The organism is Pseudomonas sp. MYb327 (genome assembly GCF_040438925.1).
In the GTDB taxonomy this organism is placed as follows: Bacteria; Pseudomonadota; Gammaproteobacteria; order Pseudomonadales; family Pseudomonadaceae; genus Aquipseudomonas.
On record NZ_CP159258.1, the window covers coordinates 2,501,017 to 2,517,831 of the forward strand.

Consider the following 16,815-nt stretch of genomic DNA (forward strand, 5'->3'; position numbering starts at 1 on the left):
GAAACGGAGCGAGGCCGAAGTACTTACGATGGACGCTGGGTGTCACGCCTGGGTCGGGTACTCACGGGCATAGCTTTCGCGGAATCGACGGCAACCACGCCACAGCAAGAGCACCGTCAATGCAGACGCACCCGCGATCACCAGCGACATCGACGAGCCTACAGCAGCTGGCGAACCGAAATAACGGTCAGTCAACAGCGCCACCAACGTGGTCCCCAGGCCCAAGCCCAGGAGATTGCTGATCAGCAGGAACACCGCCGAAACCTGCGCACGCACCTGGTTCGGCGCGAGGATCTGCATGGCCGCCGTGGACGCCGGCATCGGGAACGAAGCGAAGAACATCGCCGGCACCAGCAGCGTCACCGACAACCACAGTTGATCGGCTTGAGGAAACAGCACGGCCGGCACCGCCATGCCCAGTGCACCGATCACGCCGGTGCGCATCGCGGCATCCTGATGACCTTTCTTGGCCAGGTAATCGGTCAGCCAACCACCGAACAGCACCCCGGCGGTGTTGGCCAGCAACAGCACGGTGCCGAGCATGTATCCCGCCTCCATCGGCGTCAGGCCGAACTTGCGGATGTACAGCGCCGGGCTCCAGCTCATCATGCAGAACAGCACCATGGCGTAGAACGAAAAACCCAGGTAATGGCAGGCGAAGGTGGCACGGTGGCGGCCGAGGAAACGCAAGCCATCGCTCATCGCGACCTTCTTCGCCCGGCCTTGTGCATCAACCTGCAAGCCTTTGCGCGCCGGGTCGCGCACGGTGAGCCAGATCAGCAGGCCGACCACAATGCCAGGCAAGCCAACAATGAAGAACGCCAGTTGCCAGGCCTTCATCGCGCCAAGAAAGGCGACCTCAATGGTGTTCATGTCCTTGAGCATCGCGATCACATAGCCGCCCACCAGGAACGCCAGACCGCCACCGACGAACGAGCCGATCGAGTAGATGCCTACTGCGCGACCGAGTTTCTCCTTGGGGAACATGTCGCTGAACATCGAGTAGGCCGAGGGCGACAGGGCCGCTTCGCCGACACCCACGCCAATGCGCGCGAGGAACATGTGCAGGAAGTTCTTGCTCAAGCCGCAGGCTGCCGTCGCCAGGCTCCAGAACACCACGCCGACGGCGATGATCTTCGGTCGCGAGAAGCGGTCAGCCAGATAAGCGATCGGCATGCCCATGAAGGCGTAGAACAACGAAAACGCCAGCCCGTGCAACAAGCTGAACTGGGTGTCACTGATCTGCAGGTCGGCTTTGATCGGCTCGATCATCAGCGCGAGGATCTGCCGGTCCACAAATGAAAAAATGTAGGCGACCATGCACAGGGCCACCACGTACCACTCGTAAAGGTAGGTTTTCTTTTTCTGCTGTTGCAGGACCGCGTTATCGACCTGGATATTCACTCGTGCTAGCTCCTCTTGGAATCCGCTCATGCGCGCAGCGCGCCGGGTAACGGTGCACATGTCACCGACTGGGAAGTTGCGGGGCAGATGTAAAGGACAATGGGTTTGAACATGGTCAGGCCTCTTATTGTTATAGGGTCAATCGCTGGATGAGTCGGGTTTACCAGAACTTCCAGGTGTAGGTCGTGGCGACACGGAATTCGTTGTAGTCGTAGCCAAACTTCTGTTTCACATCGATGTTGCGCAGGTCCATTCCGAGGCCTTGCAGCGGACCACTCTGCACCACGTAGTTCAGGCCCAGGTAACGTTCGCTTTCCTCGTTGTCGCTAAGGTTGCCACCGCGATCCCAGTTGGTGCCCTTGGTGTAGCGGGTGTAGAACTTCAGACCCGGCATGCCCATCCCCGCAAAGTCATAGCCATAGCGCGCCGACCAGGATTTTTCATCCGGGCGGACAAAACCCAGGGACGACCAGTGCACCAGGTAAGGTTGCGGGATATACCCGTTCATCGTCGGGAATACGCTGTCGCCGAGCATGCGCTGGTAACTGAGGCCAAACATGTGTGCACCTTTGAGCAAGGTGAACAAGGCACCGTAGGAACGGTTATCAATCTCACCGTTCAAGGCATTGCCATCTTCATTGTTATTGAAGTAGCGCAAGTCGGTTTTAAGTTTGTAGCCGTTACCCAAATCAGCCATGTGCATCAGGCCGAAATAGTGCTGCTGATAAATGTCGTGCAACACGCCATAGAAATAACTGGCTTGCAGGTTTTTGCTGATGTCGTAAGTCACGCCACCAAAGTCCAGGCCATCACTGTCGAGATTATCGGTGGAGCCAAACTTGTACAGCTTTTCGTGGTTGGAAGATTCCCGGGTCACGGCAGACCAGAAGCGGCCGCCGGTCAGCGTCAGCTTATCGACCTCCTTGGACTCAACCACGGCGCCTTGGTAAATGGTGTCCAACTGCCGACTGGGGTCATCGAATGCCACCGGCAATTGAGGGCGCAGATCACCGACCTTCAATTCGGTCTTGCTGTAGCGCATCTTGAAGGTGGCACCGGCGCGACTGTAGTCATCAGCCGTTTGTTGATCGGTGACGCTGTAAGGCAGCGAACCGTCGTTGCCCGACGAATCCAGGCGCACAGCGTATTGCGCATCCACATCAAGGCCGATGGCCAAGGCTGTATCGGTGTAGCCGGAAGTAAACTGCGCATCGAAACCCTGGGACCAACTATGCACTTCAGAAACCGGCGCATCGGTATTGGTGTAGTTACGGTGCAAATAGAAGTTACGCGTATCGACCTTGAAGTGACTGTCATCAATAACATCGGCATAGGCTGCCAATGGCGAACACATCATTCCCAATGCGCTGGCAATACGGAGCCCACGGCAAGTTTGCTTTACCTGAAGCATCCAACGTCTCCACTCTTATTGTTATGGGGTAAAACACCAAGCGAGCTCATTGGAGCAATCCGCTACGGCGACACGCCTCTTGTCCACGCAAGGTATGCGAGTGGACGTCAGCCCGGTATCGAGATGAACAGCATCCGTGAGGGGGAAATCTTCAACCCGGCTAAAGGTTTCCCTTAGTCGACCCGAAGGCGGAACGTGGTGAGTTCAGAAAGGAACGGCGAGTTCGCACGAGTTAAGGCGCCGATGTGATCATCGACTGCGAAAAGGAGCGCCGAAAACAGGCTGACGTATTCCAATGAAAGCTTGCGCCGTGGTGCCAAATGGATCATCGGCACCGATAAATGGACGAAGTGACAGGTCGGTCACCTGTTAATGCCGGCGAGCTGACAGCTCAGGCACTGCTATGCTGATAACAACTGTTCAGCACTAGAGACGAGCAGCATGGCAGCGCAAGGCATCCATGTCCCGTTCATGTTCAAGGTTATGGCCTTCTCGGCAGGCATCGTTCTTGTCGCGGGGGCTATCATGAAGCTGCTCGACACCTTCTTCGACCTGACGTTACTGGCAGATACCACGGACTGGTTGCTACTTTTTTGGGATTGGCTTTTGCTGGAAACGCCAATACCGAATTGGTCGCTGTTGATGATTATCACGATTTTAATCAGCGTTCTGTCTGTCGGGATTTGCTACCTGCGCCTCACAGATGGAACTCATGGCGAGTTACACGAGTTAGAGCGCAAAGTTTACAAAAAGAACAACCCTCAGTTTCCTCAGCTGACAGATAACCAAACGCTTCTGATGGAAGCTTTGGCCTACCATGCCAGCTTCAGAAAAGTTGCCAATTTAACCTCGGTTTGCAAGCTTGTTTCACTCAGCACGCTAGAAGTCGAAATCGGTCTGAAGCAACTCCAGGCCAAACGTCTTGTGAAACAAAAAGTGACAAGGGGTACGTTTGGCGCCACCACTTTTGAACTGACCCTGGCAGGCAAGGACTATGCGTTAGAGCGACTTGAATTAACGTAGAAAGGCACACGAAACGTTCGCTCGCCTGCCCTGTGCTGGCCGATCACACCCGGCTGCGCAGCCACTGCAGGAAACCTTTTTTCTCGATAGCCTTTGGCTCTTCCTGAGTCATCGTATGGGCTATCTGCAGGCGGAAATCCAGCAACGCTTTCATCGCTTGGCACATCTCGTGACGAGCCTCCATGCACGGCTGGAGATAATCCCGTTCGATGCGGTACAGATTGCAAAAAGTCAGGGCGGCGAACTCCGCCGGCAGCGCTGTTCCCGAGACGATCCCGCCTTCGCCGATCACCTCCCCTGGCCCCATGCGCCCGGCTTCGAATTTGACGCCAGCACGGAACAAGGCCACCGTCACCACGCCGGACTCAATGATGTACAACTCCGAGCTGACCTGCCCGCCCGCCAGAATGATTTCGCCGGGAGGAAAGGATTGCAGGGTCATGTTCTGGCTGACGTGGTCCTTGTCTTCCTCACTCAAGTTACCCGAGAAAATACTGGTGTGGTCCAGCAAGGCCCTGGCTCGCGACAGCCGCACTGGCACGCTCGGTTCAATGGTCGATATCCAGCTGACACCGGCCGCCAGCAAATGCCGGTACGCCAGATCGTACATCTGGTTGCGCACCGTGCGCTTCTGGTCCATCGACACCACGAAGCCGCTGACTTCGTATTCCACGCCATTGCTGCCGGTACTTTTGATCGTCACCTTGGGAGCGGGTTTGGTCAGCAGAATGCGGCAGCCCTGTGCCGCACGCTCAAGGGCATCGAACACTTTGTTTGGTCGCACCTGCGGGCTGATCAACAAACTGATCGAAACGCCGAACATGTCGCTGGGGCGGCTGAAGTTGGTGATTTTGGCTTTTGCCGCCATCGAGTTCGGAATTACGATCATGCTGCCTTGCGAGGTTTGCAGGAACGTGGCACGCCAATCGATATCGGTCACCCGGCCTTCGGTGCCGTCGATGGCGATCCAGTCATCGATTTGATAGGGCTTGGTGGTGTTCAGGACGATCCCGGAAAACACGTCGCTGAGGGTGCTTTGCAGGGCCAGACCGACAATGATCGCCAAGGCACCGGACGTCGCCAGAACGCCCTTGACCGGCAGATTGAGCACATAAGCCAGCGCGGCGATCACCGCAACCAGGAAAATCACCGCGCCGAGCAAGTCCTGCAGTAACCGCCCGGCGTGCCCTACCCGATACATCATCACCGAACCGATCATCACCGTGAGCGTACGCGCGCCGAACAGCCACCAGATGATCTGCAGCACCGTGTGTGCGAATTGCAGCGGCGCATCATCAATCGAGGGCGCCGGCTCCCAGGGACTCAGGCCTTCATGGAACAACAGCACGCTGTACAACGAAAAAATGACCAGACGCGCGAGCACTTTCCAGTTGTACCGGTGGGAGCCAACCACACGCCACATCACCATATCGATCAGGATCAACGCCAGGCCACAGATCAGTGGACGTTCAGATAACAAGGACAGCATCAAGCACCTCCAGCGCAGGTCAATGACCGGAAGATCGCCTTCATTCGGCGCACCACCGCGGCAATCCCGGGAACGGCGCCGTTGATGCAAAAGTATGGCTGCCAATCGGCAAACCGATAGGTCCCGGCAATCGGGAAGTTTCACGACCGCAGTAGCCGGTTGATCGTGGCGGACAGCTGACGGCTACTTCACCCCTGAATAACCGTCATCACCCGCAAGAAAAGTTACTGGCTACTGCACGATAGCGGGATATTCATCGCTGCTGTCCGGCCAGGAAGTCAGCACCTGAAAGCCGTCTTCAGTGACCGCCACCATGTGTTCCCATTGGGCCGAAAGGGACTGATCCTTGGTCACCACCGTCCAGCCGTCGTCCAGGGTTTTTACGTGGCGCTTGCCCAGGTTCAGCATCGGTTCGATGGTGAAAATCATGCCGGCCTTCAGCTTGAGTCCCTGGCCTGGAAAGCCGTAATGCAGGATCTGCGGCTCATCGTGATAAACCTTGCCGATACCGTGACCGCAATATTCGCGTACGACACTGAACCCGGCATCTTCAGCGACCTTTTGAATGGCATACCCGATGTCGCCCAGTGTCGCGCCGGGACGGACCATTCGTATGCCGGCGCACATGGCGTCATAGGTTGTCTTGACCAGGCGTCGTGCTTGCGGCGCAGGCTCGCCGACGAAATACATGCGGCTGGTGTCGCCAAACCAACCATCCTTGATGACCGCAATGTCGATGTTCAGGATGTCGCCATCCTTCAATGCCCTGTTCGAAGGGATGCCATGGCACACCACCTCGTTGACGGATGCGCACACGGTTTTCGGGAAGCCGTGGTAACCGACATTGCCCGGAATGGCTTTCTGCACATTGACGATGTAGTCGTGACAGATCCGATCAAGTTCGTTGGTGGTGACCCCCGCTTTCACATGGGGAGTGATCATCGCCAGCACTTCGGCAGCCAGCGTGGCAGCCGCGCCCGACTTGGCGATGTCCGCCGGGGTATTAATGGTGATATTTGCCTTCATTGCTTGGCTCCGGATGTTGCATGCACCTGAGAGCCTTGCGAAACATCCGCGAGCACGCAGAGTTGTTTTACATCGAGACCACCCGCCTGCTCGGCACGAATCAGCATGCGGCAGATATCGGTGTGATCGAGGTTTGGATGCAACTCCGCAAGCATGCCGATGCGCATCCAGTGCTCGGCCTGGGCATTGATCGAACGACTCAGCGCGTCGCTGGCGACGCGCAGATTCTCGTGCATGTCTTCTGAAATTTTTACGATACCCATGATCAATCCGATATGAAATGCATATGGATCGTATATTAATCGTGATCAGGGCGAGAGCGCAATTTCAGAATTACGGCCGTTCTTTCAGTAGCTCCGCGATCAACTGCGCAGGCTGCATCTGCGCTGACTGGGCGATCTGGTTGAGGGTGTCGTTCGGCGATGTCACTGTAAGCCCTCGTTGACGTAAGCGCGCCACCAGTTCATCGGGCGTGTTCTTGAACAGTGCTGCGCTGTCGCTCAATGGCGCTTTAGTGACAAGTTGCACCGCGGCAAAGGCCGGATTACCGCCCTGTCTGGCACTCATGCCGGAAACGACAAACGGCACTGCCACCAAAATCGAAAGCAACAGCGGCCAGTAAAGCGACTTGCGTTTGACATAGCCCATTAAAGGCCCCCAGTTCTTCCACAAGTGCAGCGCAAATGGAATGAGAAGGACAATGCTGAGCCATTCATGCATGCCATGAAACAGCGCTGGCGCCCAATGGAAGAACAACGCCACGCCAGACACCAAAGAGACGAGGAAGAAGCCTGTGGTCAGGGGAGTTGCGTAGCGATTGATCAGGTTTTTCAAGTAAGGACTTCCATGGCTCTATGGTCTTGGCGCCCACGAACAAGCAGACGCAGCGGATCTATAACAAGGAATGTTATGGATTAGTTGAGGACCGCCATGGTAACGCTGATCTATGTAAGGAGTTTGTAAGCCAGAGTAAAGTTTGAAGTTACATTGCGCCCGACAACTAATGAGTCCAAGCGCTACTTCTCGAATCGCCCGGCGCTCTCACGATCGCGCTCATAGCGATGCTTGAACGGAAACGCCGGCAACCAGGACTCGCGACGCACGGTCCAGAGTTCGTAGGTCGGCATCAGTTGGTCGGGGGCATCCAGAGATCCCAGATTCACTTCGATTTCGTCGTCGCTGCGCCCGAAAACAGACGAGCCGCAACGGGGACAGAAAAACCGCCCGGCATAGTCCCGGGTTTCGCCTTCGATCGTCACCGCGTCTTGAGGGAAAATCGCCGAAGCTTGAAACAGCGACCCATTATGCTTGCGGCAGTCGAGGCAATGGCAAACGCCCACACGGTACGGTTGCCCCGAGGCCTCAATTCGAACGTTGCCGCACAGGCAACTGCCAGTGAATCGGTCCATGTTGCGTCTCCTCTTCTCATCAAGCACCGGTCTGTCCGAGTGAAATATCGGAGTGACCTGACAGCCGGCTCAAACCGGTACTTGTGAAAATAGCAGCTCCACGACCGCTGTGTTGCGAGTGCACCGCCAACCGCGCGGCATCACTTGCGATCAAGCGATTTTCAGCGCCTTGAGAATCACCAGCGATTGCTCGGCAAACGCCTGCGCCTGCTCGTTCAGTTCAGCAATGTTTTCTTCGGCCGTCGTCAGGGCTGTATCGCCCTTGAGGATGCCCTCGCCCTGTTCGGCGATGATGCTCCACGCCAGTTGTGCCCATTCCGACGGATGTTTCTTGCCATGCTTGATAGCAATCAGGAACAACTGCTGGAAACGGCTGACGGGAACGCCACCACCGGTGACCGGGCTGGCCATGATCTGGATCGTGTTGCCGTAAAGCGAGCGTTTACACAGTTGCAGGTTGAGATCGTCGCAACGTGCCTGCACCCGTTTCTCGGCCGCTTCGCTCTGGCACGGAGCCGCTACGCCCATGCCCACCAGCACGTTGATGGCTTGCTCAAGTTCGCCATAAGCCTGCGCGGGCAAAGCACCCAACAACTGGCGCAAGGTTTTTGGCGCATAGTCATCGGCCGCCAGCGCTTCGAGTACAGGACCGTATATCTCTACCTGCAAAGAAGCTTCGCCTGCCGGTCCCTTGACCGTACTCGATACGGTTTCCGCCCCTCGCAGCAGGACGAAACGTGTATTGAGCAAGTGCTCGCGGCGCTCAGCGGCAGACAGTCGACTGGCGCCTCGTACGTACAGATCCCGGCGGAAATTCTGGTTGACGAAATAGTCACGCGCTTGCTCGCGCAGGATCGGGTGTTCGATGCCTTCCAGAAACTCCATGCCTTCAGCCCTCAGGTTGAGCGCGTCGACCGCGTCCAGCGGCACGGCCGTCGTCGCGTAGTCGAGCTTGGCATGCACCAGTGCATCGACGACGTCAGTGAAGTACATGCAATTCCAATCGCGGTTGAAGTATTCATGGGCGACGTATCGCCGATCCTGCCCTTTGATGCTTTGCAGATTGGTGCCAAGGCTCGGGGCCGCGTGGGCGTAGTTGGGGTTGGCGGCCAGCAACGCTTCGGAGAATTGCAGCGCTGCCTCGATGCGCTCCCCCGGGCGTGCCGATGCTTTGGAGGCAAAGCGGTCATGCACGCTGAACAACTGACGCAACGGTGCTGAAGGCGACCAGCCCGGCAGGCAGTTGTAATCGATGTACAGCAGACCACCTGGCTTGAGGTGCCGACGGGCGAATTCGACGATCAGTTTTTGATTGTCGCGGCTGACCCAGGTCCAGATGCCATGAAGGCTGATGCTGTCGAACTGCGGCAAATCATTGCGCGCCAGCAGTTGCTCGAAGCTGTCGTCATACAGCCGGGCATTGCTGTCAGAGGCGTTCGCCAGTCCGATGGCGTGGGCCGCCATAGCCGGGTGGAAGTCCGTGCCTACATAGGAACCCGGGTTGGCCGCAGCATGGATATTGATCGAGACACCCTGGCCAAAACCCAGTTCGCAGTGATACGCGTCGGCACTCTCTACCGTGGCAAAACCACGCAACAGCAGACAGTAGCGCTGGAACACTGGATTGATTTCCCGGCAATAACTGTAGGTGTAACCTTCGTCCGTGAAATAACCTTCGTTCCAGGCTGTGCTCATGCTTTGCATCCTTAATGTGTCGAATCTAAAAAGGTTGCACTTATAAGGGGTAGCCGTTGCGCGCCACAAGCAGAAAATCGTGCATCAGGTTTTTATTGAAGAAGTCACTGTGCAAGGGTTACCTGTCTTTTTAACCAACCATCATTCCGGACACTAAAATGCCCGCCCCCGAATCCACCCTCCTCCAAAGCTGGCACCACAATGCCCAATCCTGGATCGATGCGGTGCGCACTGGCGCCATCGAAAGCCGTCAGAAGGTTACCGACCAGGCAATCCTGCTGGCTGTGCTGGGCCGCCAGCCCGAGCGCGTGCTCGACCTCGGCTGTGGCGAGGGCTGGCTGTTGCGTACGCTGGCTGAACGCGCCATAGAGGCAGTCGGCGTGGACGGCGATGCGACGCTGGTCGAGGCGGCACGGGCGGCGGGCGCTTCGCCGGTGCATTTGGCGAGCTATGACGAGTTGGTGGAGGCAAAGGTGGACATTGGCAGCAATTACCAGCTGATCTGCGCCAACTTCGCCCTGCTGCACCAGGACATTATCCCGCTGCTCGCCGCCATGAACGCCCTGCTTGCCCCTGGCGGCGCGCTAGTCATCCAGACGTTGCATCCGTGGACAGCGGCGACAGGCGATTATCAGGACGGTTGGCGGGAAGAGACTTTCGCTGGCTTCAAGGGATCGTGGCAACCCATGCCGTGGTATTTCCGCACCTTGTCCAGTTGGCTCAATGCGCTGGACATGGCCGGTTTTCGAGTGGCCAGCCTGCAAGAGCCGCAACACCCACAAAGCCCTGTGCCGCAGTCATTGTTGTTGGTGGCCGAGCGGCGTGATGAGTTAAATCGATGAGTCCGGACAAGGCGCGCCGCCTGACTAGAACCTGTTCAATTCACCAAGGAAGATCACCCGATTGAACATCGATACCCGAATCAAATTCCGTCATCTGCTGTGTTTTCTCGAGGTCGCACGCCAGGGCAGCCTGGCACGCGCCTGCGACAAGTTGGCCATCAGCCAGCCTGCGCTTTCCAAGACCCTGAAGGAACTGGAATCCCTGCTGGAAACCACGCTGTTTGAACGGAGTAAAAAGGGCTCGACATTGACCGAGGCCGGGGTAGCCTTTTTGCGCTATGCCGGGCCGAGCGTGCAATCGCTGCGCGACGGGGTCAACAGCCTGCGCTCGGGTGTTCACGAGCCGATTACGGTGCAGCTCGGAGTGCTGTCGACTGTCGAAAGCTTGTTGGTACCAGAAGTGGTCTGCCGTTTACACGCGCGACACCCCGCGCTGGTGGTCAGTGTCGTGACGGGGCCCAGTGCCTATTTGCTGTCCCGGTTGCGTGTCGGAGAGCTGGATCTGGTGGTCGGCAGAATGACCGATAGTCCGCAGATTCTCGGGCTGACGTTCGAACATCTTTACAGCGAATCCATGACCCTGGTGGTGCGCAGCGGTCATCCCGTGCTCGCCGATCCGCAGGTACAAAACAACCTTGAAGACTATCCGCTGGTGTTGCCGTCGGCGGGAACGACGATCCGCAAATTCGCCGACAGCCTGTTTGTGCAGCACGGGATTACGCCATCGCGACAACGCCTGGAAACCCTGTCGGTCGCCCTGAGTCGACGCTATGTGCTCAGCAGTCAGGCCATTTGGGTTGCGCCGCTTGACGCCGTGCGGGAGGACTTGCGCCAAGGCGAATTGGTGGAGCTGGATCTGGGAATGCGTGAACCGGGCGGCTCCGTGGGGCTGTGCACCAACCCGGCGCTGCCGGTGACACCGGCGGCGCAGTGGTGCGTGGAGGCGCTGCGCGAGGTCGGGGGAGAATATCGTGAAGGCAAATATCCATAACCGTTTGGATATGGATAAGGTCGGTTTTTTCAATTTTGTGTTGTGTCACAGCGGAGGAAACTGGGCTACGAGTCGCTGCCAGCGCAGCACCCGCCTCCGTCCCAACATAACAATAGGAAAAACGACATGTCTGATGCGCACGACAGCCGCTTCGTCATTCGTGACCGTAATTGGCATCCCAAAGCCCTGACCCCTGACTACAAGACGTCAATCCTGCGATCCCCGCGCCAGGCACTGGTGAGCATTCCCCAGTCTGTATCCGAAACCAGCGGCCCGGATTTTTCCCATCTGCAAATGGGTCGGCACGATAACGATCTGCTGTTGAATTTCAATCACGGCAGCCTGCCCGTTGGCGAACGCATCATCGTCGCCGGTCGAGTCTGTGATCAATACGGCAAGCCAATTCCCCACACCCTGGTGGAAATGTGGCAAGCCAATGCCGGTGGTCGCTACCGGCATAAAAAAGACAGCTACCTGGCTCCGCTTGACCCGAATTTCGGCGGCGTTGGCCGTGCCTTGACCGATCGCGATGGCAACTACAGCTTCCGCACCGTCAAACCCGGCCCGTACCCATGGCGCAATGGTCCCAACGACTGGCGACCTGCGCACATCCACGTCTCCATCAGTGGCCCTTCGATTGCCACACGCTTGATTACCCAGCTGTATTTCGAAGGTGATCCGCTTATCCCGATGTGCCCGATCGTCAAGTCGATCGCTAATCAGGAAGCAGTGCAGAGCTTGATCGCCAAGCTTGATATGAGCATGGCCAATCCGATGGATTGCCTGGCTTATCGCTTTGATATTGTCCTGCGCGGCCAGCGCAAGACCCACTTCGAAAACTGCTGAGGAGGCACGCATATGCCCGTTCAACTGCTGCCTGAAACCCCATCGCAAACCGCCGGCCCATACGTGCATATCGGCCTGGCGCTGGAAGTTGCCGGCAACGCGCCGCGTGAGCAGGAAATCTGGAATGAAATGGCCAAACCCGGCGCACCCGGGGAGCACATTTTATTGCTCGGCCATGTGTATGACGGCAATGGTCACTTGATTCGTGACGCGTTTCTGGAGTGCTGGCAGGCGAATCACGAAGGCGTCTACGACAGTGCTTACGATCTGGAAAAACCCTTTAACTGCTTTGGCCGCACCGCCACCACAGATGTCGGTGAATGGACGATCAAAACCGTGAAACCCGGTGTGGTGAAAAACGCCGCGGGCGTGCCCATGGCCGCGCATATCAACGTGTCGCTGTTTGCTCGGGGTATCAACATCCACTTGCAGACCCGCGTGTATTTCGACGACGAACCCGAGGCGAACGCGGTGGACCCGGTCTTGAACCTGATCGAACAACCCCATCGGCGCGAATCCCTGATTGCCAAGCGCTGCACGGTCGATGGCAAGCTGGCGTACCGCTTCGATATCCATGTTCAAGGTGAATCGGAAACCGTGTTCTTCGATTTCTGATGACGCACGGTCCTCTGTAGGAGCTGGCTTGCCAGCGATGGCGGCCTGACAGCCGCCCATTTTCTATCGGGGGCACAGTCCGGCTGCTCCTACAAAGGAAATGCACATTCCTTGTAGGGGTACTTTTATGCCCGTTGCAACACCGCCTCTCCCGCCTTCGGTGGCAATCGCAGATTGTCCAGCAAGGCTATTCCCGCAATCACCGCCACACACAGGAACGTCAGCTGAAAGTCGACCGTCTGTGCGTGTCCGGCATTGCCATGGATGCTCATGGCCAGACGAAGCAGCAACGCGCCCACGGCAACCCCCATCGCCATGCTCAGTTGGAAGAACATGCTGAACAACGTCGAGGCATCGCTCATCTGTTCCTTGGGCACATCGGCAAAGCCCAGCGTGTTGAACGCGGTGAACTGCATTGAGCGTGACAAGCCACCGATGAACAGAATGAACAGAATCAGCGCCCAACTCATCTGCTCATCCAACAATGCACAGGCCGCTATCGCCAGTACGCCGAGGGCGCCATTGATCATCAACACCGGACGAAAACCCCAGCGTTGCATCACCGCCGTGGTGAACGGCTTCATTGCCAAGTTGCCGGCAAAGACCGCCAGCACCAGCAACCCCGCATCCAGAGCAGAAAGACCGAAGGCCAGTTGAAACATCAACGGCAGGAGAAACGGCAAGGTGCTGATGGCGATCCGGAAAATCGATCCGCCACAGAGGCAGACGCTGAAGGTACGAATGCCCAGAACACCCAGCGCCAGCAAGGGTTGCGCATGTCGACGCATATGTCGCCAGGACACAACACCGAGCACCACGCCTGCACAAGTGAGCAACAGCGCCGGCAGCAAATTGGCATGACCTTGCCCAAGCATTTCTACGCCGAACAGCAACGCAGCGCTGGCGCTGCCGGCCAGCAGAAAGCCGCTGAAGTCGAAGGTTCGGGAAATGGCGTGGTCTTTCTTGGGAATCAAGACGAGCGCGGCAATCAAAGCCAACAAACCCAACGGCAGATTAAGGTAGAAAATCCACGGCCAGGAAGCGTGGGTGACGATGAACCCTCCCAGGGGCGGTCCGAGCACCGGAGCAACCAGGCCGGGCCAGGTAATAAAAGAGATCGCCCTCACCAGGTCTTTTTTCTCCGTGGTGCGCAGCACTGCCAGGCGCCCCACCGGGACCATCATCGCGCCGCTGATGCCTTGCAACACGCGCGCGGCGACAAAGGTTTCCAGGCTGTCACTCATCCCGCACATCAACGAAGACAGGCTGAACAGTACGATCGCCGAGCTGAATATCAGGCGTGAGCCGAAACGATCCGCCAACCAGCCGCTGATGGGAATGAACACCGCGACGGCGAGCATGTAAACGCTCATGCCGATGTTCACGTCCACCGCAGGCACACCAAAGGTCCTGGCCATGTCCGGCAGCGCGGTGGCGATGACCGTGGCGTCGAGGTTTTCCATGAAGAACGTGACCGCGACTAACAGGGCAATCAATGTCGAGCGGCGTTGAGACATGGGTCATCCCGGGTTGGCTGCGAAATTAATCGATAGTTTACTATCGAACGAAACATTATGCGTTCTCTGTGGCGAGGGAGCTTGCTCCCTCGCCACAGGTTTGATTTTGTTTTTCTTCGTAAGCTGGGTCAGCCCCACCCATGAGCCTCTTCGATAAAGTGCAGTACCGCGCTCGATCGCTCATCAATCCTTGAAATCAGCGACAGTTCACTGACCATTTCCGGTTGCGCCAACGGCATTATGCGGATGCCAGGCATGGTCAGCCGGGTCATCGTTTCCGGCACGATGCTCAGGCCGATGCCGGCGGCCACCAGCCCGGGAATGCTCATCAGCGACGGCACGTACATGATGTTCTCCGGGTGTAGCTGGTTCTGCCGGCACGCCTGGAGTGTGTGTGAGGTCAGGCCGATGCCGGCGCTGTCCTGCAAAAACACAAACTTCTCATGGCGCAGTGTCGCCAGCTCGCCGGTAAAACTGTCCGCCAGTTCATGGTTGTCCGGGATCAGCAACACAAGTCTGGACTGACTGAAATGATGGGTGCGAAGACGGTCCGGCAGGTGATCCTTGAACACCCGGGCAAAGGCCAGGTCGAGCTTGTGGTCGAGCAACATGTCGAACTGCGCGCGAATACCCGCGTCCACGAGCGACACTTTGACTTCGGGAAACGTGCTGAAGTAATGCCGCAGCAGTTGCGGCAAGTTGGCTTCGAACAGCGCCGAGTGATAGCCAATGTTGATCTCGCCGACTTCCCCGCGCCGGGCACGCCGGGCGGCGGCAATCGCCAGATCGCTGGACTCGATGGACTGCCGCGCATGGGGCAGGAATGCTTCGCCGGCAGCAGTCAACGCCACTCCGCGATTTTCCCGTCGGAACAAGGCCAGCCCCAATTCAGCCTCAAGCGTGCGCATCAATTGACTCAGTGCCGGTTGCGCGATTCCCAGCTGTTCAGCAGCCCGACTGAAGTGCTGCAGGTCGGCGGCAACCACAAAGGCTTTCAGGTGACGCAGTTCCATAATCGCTATCCATAAGGCTGACTTATCTATTTGTTGTGATTTCGATAATTATTTTGCAAGCAGTATGCGCTAACGTCTACTCACTTCGACGATTCCTGCCAGCTGCATTGTCCCTGCGGAATCGGATGGGTATCCCAACACCATAAAAACAAAGACGAGCACCTTTATGAGCACAACCAGTCACGAGACTCATGATTTGCGCATGCCTCGCAAAGCGGTGACCGCCGCGACCATTGGCACCGCTCTGGAGTGGTTTGACTTCACGCTGTACGGCGCGGTGTCGGCTACTATTCTGCCCAAGCTGTTTTTCCCGGCCATGGAGCCAACCGCCGGCCTGCTCGCCTCCCTGGCAACCTTCGGTGTCGGCCTGGCGGCCCGGCCATTGGGCGCCATTACCTGTGGCTACCTGGGTGACAAACTCGGCCGCCGCAACCTGATGCTGGCCACCGTGACCATGATGGGTCTGGCTTCGGTATTGATGGGCTTGCTGCCCACCTACGGCCAGGTTGGCGTTTGGGCGCCGATCCTTCTGGTGCTGCTGCGGATCATTCAAGGCTTTGCGCTGGGCGGTGAGTCCACCGGCGCGCAACTGATGGCGCTGGAACACGCCTCCCCCGATCGCCGCGGCCGTTATTCCGGCATGCTCGGCTTGTGCTCGCCGCTCAGTCAGATATTGGCCAACGGCGTGTTGATGGGGCTGGCCGCGACGCTTTCCAGCGAGCAATTCGAGAGTTTCGGCTGGCGAATTCCTTTCCTTATGAGCTTCGTATTGGTCGTGGTCGCGATCTTCATCCGCCTTAAAGTCGATGAAACCCCGGCCTTCGTTGCCTTGAAAAAGACTCCGGTCAAACAGGAAAAGAGCCCGCTCAAATCCGCCGTGGGCAGCCACTACAAAACCATCCTGCGCCTGATGTTGTTCTTCTGCTCGCCGGCTGCGCTGTTCTACCTGATCGTGATTTTCTCCCTCAGCTACCTGACCAAGCACTTGGGCTTTAGCCAGTCGACCGGCTTCATGTCGCTGATGGTGGCTAACATGTGCGCGATTTTCGGTGCGCTGGCCGGTGGTTATCTGTCCGATCGTTGGGGCCGTAAAAAGGCGCTGGCATTTGGTTCGTGCATGACCTTGCTAATCCTGTTCGTCTACTTCCCGATCCTCAACACCCTGAACGTCCCCGCCATCATGGCGATCATGGGGTTGTTCCTCGGTTTCACCCAGTTCCAGAGCGGCATCCAGCCCGTGGCCTTCGCCGAAGCCTTCCCGACCCAGGTTCGCTACTCGGGTTCGGCTCTGGCCTACACCGGCGCCAACCTGGTGATCGGCGGCCCAATGCCAATGATCGCAGTCTATCTGATGAGCCAGTCGAACAACTCGCCTTGGCCTCTGGTGACGCTGTGCGCGGTGATCAACCTGATCTCGCTGGCCATGATCGTCATCGGTCCGGAAACCCGCGGCATCGACCTGAACGCCGTCGCCAAAGACGACACCCCTGACACTCGCGCTACCGCCATTCTTTCCAAATAACGCAGCAGGACG

General features: G+C 57.6%; 16 protein-coding genes. 6 read left to right on the forward strand and 10 right to left on the reverse strand.

Translation table 11 applies throughout. The features are described 5' to 3' along the window. Nucleotides 1-42 precede the first annotated feature (42 nt). Together ABVN21_RS11165 and ABVN21_RS11170 are read right to left on the reverse strand one after the other, a co-directional pair. Nucleotides 43-1,404: an MFS transporter gene (locus ABVN21_RS11165; RefSeq protein WP_339552141.1), complete on the reverse strand. Its 1,362-nt coding sequence runs from the start codon at nt 1,402-1,404 to the stop codon at nt 43-45. 160 nt (nt 1,405-1,564) lie between these two features. Next, nucleotides 1,565-2,815: an OprD family outer membrane porin gene (locus tag ABVN21_RS11170; RefSeq protein WP_339552142.1), complete on the reverse strand. Its 1,251-nt coding sequence runs from the start codon at nt 2,813-2,815 to the stop codon at nt 1,565-1,567. 441 nt (nt 2,816-3,256) lie between these two features. Between ABVN21_RS11170 and ABVN21_RS11175 the strand changes: the two genes are divergently transcribed. Next, nucleotides 3,257-3,838 carry a hypothetical protein gene (locus tag ABVN21_RS11175; protein ID WP_339552143.1) on the forward strand — a complete coding sequence of 194 codons (582 nt, stop codon included), beginning with the start codon at nt 3,257-3,259 and terminating at the stop codon, nt 3,836-3,838. A 43-nt stretch (nt 3,839-3,881) separates the two neighbouring features. Here the strand turns inward: ABVN21_RS11175 and ABVN21_RS11180 are convergent, their stop codons facing one another. The 6 genes from ABVN21_RS11180 to ABVN21_RS11205 form a co-directional block, all read right to left on the reverse strand. Beyond that, a complete protein-coding gene (locus ABVN21_RS11180) occupies nt 3,882-5,327 on the reverse strand; it encodes a mechanosensitive ion channel family protein (protein ID WP_339552144.1) in 1,446 nt (481 codons plus the stop codon). A 231-nt stretch (nt 5,328-5,558) separates the two neighbouring features. Next, nucleotides 5,559-6,353, reverse strand: coding sequence for a type I methionyl aminopeptidase (gene map / locus ABVN21_RS11185; protein WP_339552145.1), 795 nt, complete (start codon nt 6,351-6,353; stop codon nt 5,559-5,561). Next, entirely contained in the window at nt 6,350-6,616 is a 267-nt protein-coding gene (locus ABVN21_RS11190) for a ParD-like family protein (protein WP_339552146.1), read from the reverse strand. Before ABVN21_RS11190 ends, map begins: the two co-directional genes overlap by 4 nt. Nucleotides 6,617-6,686: 70 nt before the next feature. Then, nucleotides 6,687-7,187 carry a DUF4405 domain-containing protein gene (locus ABVN21_RS11195; RefSeq protein WP_339552147.1) on the reverse strand — a complete coding sequence of 167 codons (501 nt, stop codon included), beginning with the start codon at nt 7,185-7,187 and terminating at the stop codon, nt 6,687-6,689. Between the two features lie 182 nt (nt 7,188-7,369). Then, nucleotides 7,370-7,762: a GFA family protein gene (locus ABVN21_RS11200; RefSeq protein ID WP_339552148.1), complete on the reverse strand. Its 393-nt coding sequence runs from the start codon at nt 7,760-7,762 to the stop codon at nt 7,370-7,372. Nucleotides 7,763-7,912: 150 nt separating this feature from the next. Beyond that, nucleotides 7,913-9,457 carry a class I SAM-dependent methyltransferase gene (locus tag ABVN21_RS11205; protein ID WP_339552149.1) on the reverse strand — a complete coding sequence of 515 codons (1,545 nt, stop codon included), beginning with the start codon at nt 9,455-9,457 and terminating at the stop codon, nt 7,913-7,915. Between the two features lie 158 nt (nt 9,458-9,615). Here ABVN21_RS11205 and ABVN21_RS11210 point away from each other — a divergent pair, with 158 nt between their 5' ends. The 4 genes from ABVN21_RS11210 (at nt 9,616) to pcaG (ending at nt 12,751) form a co-directional block, all read left to right on the forward strand. Further along, entirely contained in the window at nt 9,616-10,299 is a 684-nt protein-coding gene (locus ABVN21_RS11210) for a class I SAM-dependent methyltransferase (RefSeq protein ID WP_339552150.1), read from the forward strand. 61 nt (nt 10,300-10,360) lie between these two features. Further along, nucleotides 10,361-11,290: a pca operon transcription factor PcaQ gene (gene pcaQ / locus ABVN21_RS11215; RefSeq protein ID WP_339552151.1), complete on the forward strand. Its 930-nt coding sequence runs from the start codon at nt 10,361-10,363 to the stop codon at nt 11,288-11,290. A 126-nt stretch (nt 11,291-11,416) separates the two neighbouring features. After that, nucleotides 11,417-12,136, forward strand: a complete 720-nt coding sequence (gene pcaH, locus ABVN21_RS11220; RefSeq protein WP_339552152.1) for a protocatechuate 3,4-dioxygenase subunit beta — start codon at nt 11,417-11,419, stop codon at nt 12,134-12,136. 12 nt (nt 12,137-12,148) lie between these two features. Continuing rightward, the gene (pcaG, locus tag ABVN21_RS11225) at nt 12,149-12,751 is read left to right on the forward strand and encodes a protocatechuate 3,4-dioxygenase subunit alpha (RefSeq protein WP_339552153.1); all 603 of its coding nucleotides are present in this window, start codon (nt 12,149-12,151) and stop codon (nt 12,749-12,751) included. Nucleotides 12,752-12,876: 125 nt separating this feature from the next. Here the strand turns inward: pcaG and ABVN21_RS11230 are convergent, their stop codons facing one another. After that, the gene (locus tag ABVN21_RS11230) at nt 12,877-14,268 is read right to left on the reverse strand and encodes an MFS transporter (RefSeq protein WP_339552154.1); all 1,392 of its coding nucleotides are present in this window, start codon (nt 14,266-14,268) and stop codon (nt 12,877-12,879) included. Nucleotides 14,269-14,396: 128 nt separating this feature from the next. Then, nucleotides 14,397-15,281 (reverse strand): LysR family transcriptional regulator, encoded by an 885-nt coding sequence (locus ABVN21_RS11235; protein WP_339552155.1) that lies wholly within the window; start codon nt 15,279-15,281, stop codon nt 14,397-14,399. Between the two features lie 166 nt (nt 15,282-15,447). Here ABVN21_RS11235 and ABVN21_RS11240 point away from each other — a divergent pair, with 166 nt between their 5' ends. Then, nucleotides 15,448-16,803, forward strand: a complete 1,356-nt coding sequence (locus tag ABVN21_RS11240) for an MFS transporter (protein WP_339552156.1) — start codon at nt 15,448-15,450, stop codon at nt 16,801-16,803. Nucleotides 16,804-16,815: the final 12 nt, after the last annotated feature.

Coding starts and splice junctions, on each gene's coding strand:
- ABVN21_RS11170 (WP_339552142.1), bottom strand. CDS start 2,815: ATGCTTCAGGTAAAGCAAACTTGCCGTGGGCTCCGTATTGCCAGCGCA.
- ABVN21_RS11175 (WP_339552143.1), top strand. CDS start 3,257: ATGGCAGCGCAAGGCATCCATGTCCCGTTCATGTTCAAGGTTATGGCC.
- ABVN21_RS11180 (WP_339552144.1), bottom strand. CDS start 5,327: ATGCTGTCCTTGTTATCTGAACGTCCACTGATCTGTGGCCTGGCGTTG.
- map (WP_339552145.1), bottom strand. CDS start 6,353: ATGAAGGCAAATATCACCATTAATACCCCGGCGGACATCGCCAAGTCG.
- ABVN21_RS11190 (WP_339552146.1), bottom strand. CDS start 6,616: ATGGGTATCGTAAAAATTTCAGAAGACATGCACGAGAATCTGCGCGTC.
- ABVN21_RS11200 (WP_339552148.1), bottom strand. CDS start 7,762: ATGGACCGATTCACTGGCAGTTGCCTGTGCGGCAACGTTCGAATTGAG.
- ABVN21_RS11205 (WP_339552149.1), bottom strand. CDS start 9,457: ATGAGCACAGCCTGGAACGAAGGTTATTTCACGGACGAAGGTTACACC.
- ABVN21_RS11210 (WP_339552150.1), top strand. CDS start 9,616: ATGCCCGCCCCCGAATCCACCCTCCTCCAAAGCTGGCACCACAATGCC.
- pcaH (WP_339552152.1), top strand. CDS start 11,417: ATGTCTGATGCGCACGACAGCCGCTTCGTCATTCGTGACCGTAATTGG.
- pcaG (WP_339552153.1), top strand. CDS start 12,149: ATGCCCGTTCAACTGCTGCCTGAAACCCCATCGCAAACCGCCGGCCCA.
- ABVN21_RS11230 (WP_339552154.1), bottom strand. CDS start 14,268: ATGTCTCAACGCCGCTCGACATTGATTGCCCTGTTAGTCGCGGTCACG.
- ABVN21_RS11235 (WP_339552155.1), bottom strand. CDS start 15,281: ATGGAACTGCGTCACCTGAAAGCCTTTGTGGTTGCCGCCGACCTGCAG.
- ABVN21_RS11240 (WP_339552156.1), top strand. CDS start 15,448: ATGAGCACAACCAGTCACGAGACTCATGATTTGCGCATGCCTCGCAAA.